Origin of the sequence: Streptococcus oralis, assembly GCF_001578945.1 — a bacterium.
Lineage (GTDB): Bacteria > Bacillota > Bacilli > Lactobacillales > Streptococcaceae > Streptococcus > Streptococcus oralis_Q.
This window is the reverse complement of record NZ_KQ969571.1, coordinates 1-1148: the sequence shown is the minus strand read 5'-3', so window position 1 is coordinate 1148 and position 1148 is coordinate 1. Positions and strand designations below refer to the sequence as shown.

The window sequence follows — 1148 nt, the reverse complement described above, 5'->3', positions numbered from 1 at the left end:
ACAAAGTTTTTCAGTTGCTCCTCAGAAAGCTGTTTGCGGGACTGAACGATGAGATCTAAGTCCTCAGTGACAAAACGGCCAGTTGTTCGCTTGCTATAAACGAAGCCCTCGCGCTCAAGATCAGACAAGGCGCGCTGGATGGTATTGGGATTGACCCCAGCCTCGCTCGCCAAATCTCTCACGGTAGGGAGCTGTTGGTTGGGTTCCAGCTCATGGGAAACAATCTGTAATTTGATTTTTTCCATAATCTGTAAATAAATCGGTTTTGTATTATCAAATGACCAGGACATCATAGTCTCCTTTCTTTTTCTTTATTGTTCTAATAAAATAATACAATAAAACAAAAAACTTGTCAAGTGAAAATAAGAATTGTTTTGGGAATTGCTCAAAAAATGGTATAATGAAAAGAAAACGACAAGGAGGGAAATGCATGCGTTGTCCAAAATGTGGGGCTACCAAGTCTAGTGTTGTTGATAGTCGACAAGCCGAAGAGGGAAATACCATCCGTCGAAGACGTGAGTGCGACGAGTGTCAGCATCGTTTTACAACCTATGAACGAGTAGAAGAAAGAACGCTGGTTGTCGTCAAAAAAGACGGTACACGAGAACAGTTTTCAAGAGATAAAATCTTTAATGGGATTATCCGCTCGGCCCAGAAGCGTCCTGTTTCGAGTGATGAAATCAACATGGTGGTCAATCGTATCGAGCAAAAACTTCGTAGTCGCAGTGAAAACGAGATTCAAAGTGAATACATTGGAGCCTTAGTCATGGAAGAATTGGCAGAGCTTGATGAGATTACCTATGTTCGTTTTGCTAGTGTTTATCGTAGCTTTAAGGATGTGAGTGAGTTGGAGAGCCTACTCCAGCAAATCACCCAGTCCTCAAAAAAGAAAAGGAAAAATAGATGAAGCCAAATGACCGTTTTTCTTTTCTAAAGAATAATCGGGTGTCGCAAGATACCTCTTCTCTGGTGCAGTGCTACCTCCCGATTATCGGTCAGGAGGCACTGAGCCTCTATCTATATGCCATTACCTTTTGGGATGGAGGGCAAAAGGAACACCTTTTTGCCAACATTCTTAATCATTTGAATTTCGGGATGAATACGCTCCTCCAGTCTTTTAAAATCTTATCTGCTGTGGACTTGTTGAC

2 protein-coding genes and 1 pseudogene are annotated in these 1148 nt (G+C 41.9%); 2 read left to right on the top strand and 1 reads right to left on the bottom strand.

The genetic code is table 11. The features are described 5' to 3' along the window. Nucleotides 1-290: GntR family transcriptional regulator (locus tag SORDD16_RS09755; protein ID WP_061453284.1), on the bottom strand; the 290-nt coding region annotated here is incomplete at its 3' end. Between the two features lie 140 nt (nucleotides 291-430). Here SORDD16_RS09755 and nrdR point away from each other — a divergent pair. Together nrdR and SORDD16_RS09745 are read left to right on the top strand one after the other, a co-directional pair. After that, nucleotides 431-907 (top strand): transcriptional regulator NrdR, encoded by a 477-nt coding sequence (nrdR, locus tag SORDD16_RS09750; protein ID WP_061453283.1) that lies wholly within the window; start codon nucleotides 431-433, stop codon nucleotides 905-907. Next, nucleotides 904-1148 (top strand): annotated as a pseudogene (locus SORDD16_RS09745) (DNA helicase); the annotation flags it as partial. The gene nrdR and the pseudogene SORDD16_RS09745, both read left to right, overlap by 4 nt.

What these genes read in the sequence shown, in the direction of transcription:
- nrdR (WP_061453283.1), top strand. Translation starts at nt 431, where the DNA reads ATGCGTTGTCCAAAATGTGGGGCTACCAAGTCTAGTGTTGTTGATAGT.